This is a genomic window from Actinokineospora sp., from assembly GCF_052390155.1.
Classification (GTDB): domain Bacteria; phylum Actinomycetota; class Actinomycetes; order Mycobacteriales; family Pseudonocardiaceae; genus Actinokineospora.
Genome location: NZ_JBQTHF010000063.1, coordinates 24,973 through 31,701 on the forward strand (window position 1 = coordinate 24,973; position 6,729 = coordinate 31,701).

At 71.5% G+C, this 6,729-nt stretch carries 7 protein-coding genes; 2 read left to right on the plus strand and 5 right to left on the minus strand.

The window, feature by feature from the left end; translation table 11 throughout:
• Positions 1–7 precede the first annotated feature (7 nt).
• Together ACT4N7_RS22130 and ACT4N7_RS22135 are read right to left on the minus strand one after the other, a co-directional pair.
• Positions 8–1,138: an adenylate/guanylate cyclase domain-containing protein gene (locus ACT4N7_RS22130; RefSeq protein WP_444830730.1), complete on the minus strand. Its 1,131-nt coding sequence runs from the start codon at positions 1,136–1,138 to the stop codon at positions 8–10.
• A gap of 1 nt (position 1,139) precedes the next feature.
• Entirely contained in the window at positions 1,140–1,592 is a 453-nt protein-coding gene (locus ACT4N7_RS22135; protein ID WP_444830731.1) for a universal stress protein, read from the minus strand.
• 96 nt (positions 1,593–1,688) lie between these two features.
• Here ACT4N7_RS22135 and ACT4N7_RS22140 point away from each other — a divergent pair, with 96 nt between their 5' ends.
• Positions 1,689–2,141 (plus strand): nucleoside deaminase, encoded by a 453-nt coding sequence (locus ACT4N7_RS22140; protein ID WP_444830732.1) that lies wholly within the window; start codon positions 1,689–1,691, stop codon positions 2,139–2,141.
• A gap of 8 nt (positions 2,142–2,149) precedes the next feature.
• Here ACT4N7_RS22140 and ACT4N7_RS22145 read toward each other — a convergent pair whose 3' ends face one another.
• The 3 genes from ACT4N7_RS22145 to mce form a co-directional block, all read right to left on the minus strand.
• Complete coding sequence (locus ACT4N7_RS22145; protein WP_444830733.1) at positions 2,150–3,346, minus strand: chromosome segregation protein; 1,197 nt, start codon at positions 3,344–3,346, stop codon at positions 2,150–2,152.
• A gap of 67 nt (positions 3,347–3,413) precedes the next feature.
• The gene (gene ccrA, locus ACT4N7_RS22150) at positions 3,414–4,745 is read right to left on the minus strand and encodes a crotonyl-CoA carboxylase/reductase (RefSeq protein WP_444830734.1); all 1,332 of its coding nucleotides are present in this window, start codon (positions 4,743–4,745) and stop codon (positions 3,414–3,416) included.
• A gap of 103 nt (positions 4,746–4,848) precedes the next feature.
• Positions 4,849–5,301, minus strand: a complete 453-nt coding sequence (gene mce / locus ACT4N7_RS22155) for a methylmalonyl-CoA epimerase (RefSeq protein ID WP_444830735.1) — start codon at positions 5,299–5,301, stop codon at positions 4,849–4,851.
• Positions 5,302–5,433: 132 nt separating this feature from the next.
• Between mce and ACT4N7_RS22160 the strand changes: the two genes are divergently transcribed.
• On the plus strand, positions 5,434–6,621 hold the full coding sequence (locus tag ACT4N7_RS22160; RefSeq protein WP_444830736.1) for an acetyl-CoA C-acetyltransferase: 1,188 nt from the start codon (positions 5,434–5,436) through the stop codon (positions 6,619–6,621).
• Positions 6,622–6,729: the final 108 nt, after the last annotated feature.

Sequence of the window (6,729 nt, forward strand, 5' to 3'; positions counted from 1 at the left end):
TGACCCGTCAGCCCCGGCGTCCGCGCCGTCGGCGACCCGGGTCCGGGGTGAGCGCGATGCTTGGCATCCCCTCCGGCTCCTGGTTCTCCTGACCCAGCCCCAGCAGCTCGGCCGCGCGCTGGTGCACCGAGTCGACCAGGCTGGGCGCCTCGGCCCCGGCCCGCCGAAGCACCGACGGGCGCAGTCGGTGATAGCCGCGCACCGACACCGGCCTGCGGTGGCGAATGACGAACTCGTCGGAGTCCGCCAACATGATGGCCAGCTCCCGGTCGATCAGCACGGTGCCGGGCCGCGCCACCGACGTCAGCCTGCTCGCGATGTTCACCACCGACCCGTAGATGTCGCCGAAGCGGCTGAGCACCCGGCCGTAGGCCAGGCCCGCCCGCAGGTCGGGCAGCTCGGTGTCGGCGCGGGCGCGGTCCAGCAGCAGCAGCGCGATCCGGGCGCCGTCCCGCGGCGAGTCGGCGACGAACAGGACCTCGTCGCCGAGCATCTTGACGATGCGGCCGTGGTTCTCGGCGACCACCTCGGCGGTCATCATGTCGAACCGGTCGACCACGGTGACCAGTTCGTCCTCAGTGGACCGCCGGGTCAGCGATGTGAACCCGACCATGTCGGCGAACCCCACCACCTCGCTGCGCGACTCCAGATCCTCCCCGGGCGCGGCGAGCGCGCGGCCGGCGAACGCGGCGAGGTGCCTGCGCCAGGCGTAGTTCTGCATCCGCTCCAGGTCCGGGACCAGCCGCTCGACGAAGCGGCCGAGTTGGCGTTCGTCGGCGAACAGTTCCGGGTTCGCGGCGAGCACGTCGCGCAGGACGTGGACCTGCCACTCGGCGAGCCGGGAGAGGTGCTGGCCCAGCATGCGGGCGGACGCGGTGGCCAGCTCGGGCTCCATGATGCCCGCGCGCATCAGCTCGTCGGTCATCCGCAGCGCTTCGGCGTCGCTGTCGGTGAACACCACGGCGTCGTCGCCGACAGTGGCGAACCCGAGCGCGCGCCACAGCGCCGTCGCGCGCTCGATCGGCACCCCGGCCTTCGCGCACACCTGGTCGCGGGTGTACTTGCGGGCGCCGCCGAGCAGCACCGCCTCGACCCGCTGTTGCGCCGCCCGCGACGACTCCGCCGGACTCCCGGTCACGTCAGGTCGTGTGCACGATGAGGACGTCGACGCCCGCCTTGCGGGCCGCCTCGGCCGGGACCGACCCGAGGATGCGCCCGGCCAGCGTGTTGAGCCCCCGGTTGCCGACCACCAGCAGGTCGGCGCCGCGCTCGGCGACGACGCGGGCCAGCGTGGGTACCGGGTCGCCGTCGACCACCACGGTGTCGATCTTCACCGCGCCCGCCCGGCGGGCCCGCTCGGCGGCGGCGCGCACGGACTCCTCGGCCGGGTTCGAGCCCACCACCTGGTAGGCCACGTCCGCGCCGAGGGTGTCCTGGGCCCGCTCGACGTCGCGGCCGCCCACCGGCTGGAACGCGCAGGCGATGACCAGCGTGGCGCCCGTGTCCGCCGCGATCGCCGCCGCGCGGTCGACCGCGCGGTACGAGGAGTCCGAGCCGTCGGTGCCGACGACCACGGTCTGATAGGCGGCCATGTCCCGTGTCCTCCCGGTTAGCTACTTGTCGGTAAACCTAACCAGGACAACGACCGACTCGGCCACCCGACGCGCGGGGCGGCAGAATGTGGCGGCATGGACGCGACGGAGATGCTGGCGGTCGCCATCGGGGAGGCGCGGGCCGGGCTGGCCGAGGGCGGCATCCCGATCGGCGCGGCGCTGTTCGGACCGGACGGTGAGCTGTGGGGCAGCGGCCACAACCGGCGCGTCCAGGACGGCGACCCGTCGGTGCACGGCGAGACGGCGGCGTTCAAGGCCGCGGGCAGGCGCCGGTCCTATCGCGGTACGACAATGGTCACCACGCTGTCGCCGTGCTGGTATTGCAGCGGCCTGGTCCGCCAGTTCGGCATCACGGCGGTGCTCATCGGCGAATCCCGCACATTCGCCGGCGGCCACGACTGGCTCGCCGCGCACGGGGTCGCGATCACCCTGCTCGACGACCCCGAATGCGTGGGCATGATGACCGACTTCATCGCCGCCCGGCCGGACCTGTGGTTCGAGGACATCGGCGACGACGGCGGGTCCTGACCACCGGGTCAGCGGCGGCCTGGCTGGGCTTCCGCGGGCTTGCGAGCGGCTTCCTTGGTCTCCGCGGCGGTCGGCCGGGTGAGCCGGTCGGTGCTGGCGCCGTCCTTCTTGACCGGCCGCGGCTCCGGCGTGGGCGCGGGCTTGTCGGCCCGCGCGGTGTCGGCCTCGGCGTCCTCCCAGTGCTCCTTCGGCGGCCCGGGGGGCGCCACCGGGAGCATCGTCCGGGTCGGCGAGTTGTCGGCGGGGGTGCCATCGATGGTCTTGGGCGTGCGTTCCTCGGGCAGCGGGTCGAGGATCGGCGCCGCGTCGGCGAGCTGGACGTGCGCGTCGGCGATGAGGTCGCGGGCCGAGTGGAGTTGGTCGGCGACCCTGGCCCGCAACTGCCGCAGCGCGGCGACCCGCTGCGCGGCGTGCGTGATCCGCCGGTTCGCCTCCTCTGTGGCCTCCCGCACCCGGCGGTGGGCCTCGGCGGTGGCCTCCTGCAGCCGAGCCGTCGACTCGGTGATGGCGTCGTGGCGCCTGCGGTTGGCCTCCTCGGTAGCCTCCCGGACCCGGCGCTCGGCCTCGGCCTTGCTGGTGGCCTCCTGCTCGGCCAGCGCGCGCATCGACTCCGTGCGGCGCGAGGCCATGGCGATCTCGAAGTCCTCCTCGACCTGGGCGCGGCGCGCCTCGGACGCCGCCTCCAGCCGGGCCGCCGCCGCCTTGGCCGTGCCCACGGTCCGCTCGGCGTCGGCGCGCGCCTTCTCCAGCACGCCGCGGTGCTCGGCCGCCATGTCGGTCCGACGCTGGTCGAGCTCGGCGAGCTGGCTGTCGTAGCGCTCCTTGAGCACGGCGGCGTCGGCCTCGGCCTTGGACCGGATGTGCCCGGCCTCGACCTGGGCGCGCGCCGTGGTGTCGCCCGCCTCTTCCTGGGCCAGGCGCAGCATCCGCTGCAGGCGCTCGCTCAGGCCTTCCAGCGTCGTCGGCGGCAGCGACAGCCGCTCGACCTGGCCGCGCAGGTCGTCGATCTCGGAGCGGTTGGACTCAAGCTGCTTGGCGAGCTCGGCCGCCTGCGACACCGCCGCGTTGCGGTCGGCCTGCATCACGTGCAGTTCAGCCTCAAGCCGTTCCAGGCATTCGTCCACCTGCACGCGGCTGTAGCCGCGCTTGGCGATGTCGAAACCGGGACCCAACGGCACAAGATCGCGTTCTTCGCCCAAGCCCATGGGGTCACGCTACCTGTCTGGGTTAAGCCACTCACCACAAGTAGCGAATTTCGGCGAAACCACCCGGTCAGACTCCACGAAAGCGGTTGATCGCGTCGAGGTGCTTCGCGCGCAGTTCCGTGTCGCGCACACCGAGTCCCTCTTCGGGGGCCAGGCACAGCACGCCGACTTTGCCCTGGTGGGCGTTGCGGTGCACGTCCAGCGCCGCCTGACCGGTGTCGGCCAGCCCGTAGGTCTTGGACAGCGTCGGGTGGACCAGCCCCTTGGCGATCAGCCGGTTCGCCTCCCACGATTCGCGGTAGTTCGCGAAGTGCGAACCGATGATCCGCTTGAGATTCATCCACAGGTACCGGTTGTCGTACTGGTGCAGAAAGCCCGAGGTCGACGCGCAGGTGACGATGGTGCCGCCGCGCCGCGCGACGTAGACCGACGCGCCGAAGGTCTCCCGGCCGGGGTGCTCGAAGACGATGTCCGGGTCCTCGCCGCCGGTCAGCTCGCGGATCTTCGCGCCGAACCGCTGCCACTCACGCGGGTCCTGGGTGTGCTCGTCCTTCCAGAACCGGTAGTCCTCGGCATTGCGGTCGATGATCAGCTCCGCGCCCATCCGCCTGCACAGCTCGGCCTTCTCCGGGCTGGACACCACGCACACCGGGATCGCGCCGCCGTTGAGCGCGAACTGCGTCGCATAGGAGCCGAGCCCGCCGGAGGCGCCCCAGATCAGCACCACGTCGCCCTGCTTCATGTCCGCGCCGTTGCGCGAGACGAGCTGACGGTAGGCGGTGGAGTTGACCAGGCCGGGGGAGGCGGCCTCCTCCCAGGTGAGGTGCGTGGGCTTGGGCATGAGCTGGTTGGACTTCACCAGCGCGATCTCGGCCAAGCCGCCGAAGTTGGTCTCGAAGCCCCAGATGCGCTGCTCTTCGTCCATCATCGTGTCGTTGTGCCCGTCGGGGCCTTCGAGTTCGACACTGAGACAGTGCGCGACGACCTCGTCGCCCGGCTTCCAGTTGTTCACCCCCGGCCCGGTGCGCAGCACGACACCGGACAGGTCGGAGCCGACCACGTGGTAGGGCAGGTCGTGCTTCTTGGTCAGCGGGGACACGCGGCCGTAGCGCTGCAGGAACTTGAAGGTCGAGACCGGCTCGAAGATCGAGGTCCACACCGTGTTGTAGTTGATGGCGCTGGCCATCACCGCGACGAGCGCCTCACCCGGGCCCAGCTCCGGGGTGGCCACCTCGTCCAGGTGCAGTGACTTGCGGGGGTCCTTGTCCCGCGGCTCCATGCCGCTGAACATCTCGACCTCGTCGGCGTGCACCGTGACCCCGCGGTAGGACTCGGGGACCTCGATCGTGCCGAGGGCGGCCAGTTCGCCAGCCTGGATGGCGTCGAGGATCTTCTGCACGGACGACCTCCCGGAATCGCCTGGACCTGCGCGTCCAGCTTGGGGCGACGCTACTTACGGGTAGCGATTCAGTGCCAGTGATGTGAGGGATGGCACCCGCGGGTTAACCCGAGTGGGTGTCGGCGGCGGGCTCGACCAGTTCGACGAGCACGCCGCCGACGTCCTTGGGGTGTACGAAATTGATCCGGCTGTTCGCCGTGCCGCGCTGGGGCTTGTCGTAGAGCACGCGCATTCCCTTGGCGCGCAAGGCATCCGCGGCAGCCTCCACATCGGTCACCCGGTAGGCGAGCTGTTGCAGCCCGGCGCCGCGGCGGCCGATGAACTTCGCGATGATCGAGTCCTCGCTCAGCGGCGCGAGGAGCTGCACGGCCGGGCCGGTGGTGTCGCCGGGGGCGCGGAGCATGGCCTCGCGGACGCCCTGCGCCTCGTTCGTCTCCTGGTGCACCGCTTCCAGACCGAAGTGCTCACGGTAGAACGCGATCGCCTCGTCCATGTCGGGAACGGCGACACCGACATGGTCTATAGCCACCACGAGTGGCTTGAGGGCATCGTTCATACGTGAACGATACGCCTGGCTTACCCGCCGGTAACCGCATGTTGTGCGGCTACTCACACAGTCGGTCAGCACGCGGGTCGCGCGCGAGTATGGTCCGGGTTAACGCACGTTCGCACTTGTGAGGAGACCGCAGTGGCCGGAACCGTCATCGTCGCCGGGGCGCGCACCCCGATCGGTCGTCTGCTCGGCTCGCTCAAGGACTTCACCGGTGCGCAGCTCGGCGGGATCGCCATCAAGGCGGCCCTGGAGAAAGCGGGCGTCGCGCCCGAGCAGGTGCAGTACACGATCATGGGCCAGGTGCTGACCGCGGGCGCGGGCCAGATCCCGGCGCGGCAGGCGGCGGTCGCCGCGGGCATCCCGATGGACGTTCCCGCGCTCACCATCAACAAGGTGTGCCTCTCCGGCATCGACGCGATCGCGCTGGCCGACCAGCTCATCCGCGCGGGCGAGTTCGACATCGTGGTGGCGGGCGGCCAGGAGTCGATGAGCCAGGCGCCGCACCTGCTGCCGAAGTCGCGCACCGGCTTCAAGTACGGCGACGTGACCCTGCAGGACCACATGGCCTTCGACGGCCTGTTCTGCGCCTTCGACCAGGTCGCCATGGGCGCGTCGACCGAGACGCACAACGCCCGCTACGGCCTGACCCGCGCCGAGCAGGACGCCTTCTCCGCCGCCTCGCACCAGAAGGCCGCCAAGGCGCTCGCGAACGGCGTGTTCGCCGACGAGATCGCCCCGGTGAGCATCTGGCAGCGCAAGGGCGACCCGATCGTGTTCAACACCGACGAGGGCGTGCGCGCCGACACCACCGCGGACGGGCTCGGCAAGCTGCGCCCGGCGTTCGCCTCCGACGGCACGATCACCGCGGGCACCGCGTCGCAGATCTCCGACGGCGCCGCGGCGGTGGTCGTGATGAGCAAGGCCAAAGCGCGGGAGCTGGGCCTGAGCTGGCTCGCCGAGATCGGCGCGCACGGCGTCGTCGCGGGCCCCGACGCGAGCCTGCACGAGCAGCCGTCGAACGCGATCAAGGCCGCGCTGGCCAAGCAGCGGCTCCAGGCGGGCGACCTCGACCTGGTCGAGATCAACGAGGCGTTCGCCGCGGTCGGCATCGTCTCCACCCGCGAACTCGGCATCAGCGCGGACATCGTCAACGTCAACGGCGGCGCGATCGCGCTGGGCCACCCGATCGGCGCCTCCGGTGCCCGCCTGGTGGTGCACCTGGCCTACGAGCTCAAGCGCCGCGGCGGCGGTGTCGGCGCGGCCGCGCTGTGCGGCGGCGGCGGCCAGGGCGACGCCCTGATCATCACCGTGCCCAAGGACTGAGCTTGGCCCGGCAGGCCGAGGTGGCCGATCTGGTCGACCGCGCGCGGCAGCGGCAGCCCCCCCCCGTACCCCGGCACCAAACACGGGGCGAGGGCGCGCGCCCCCCCC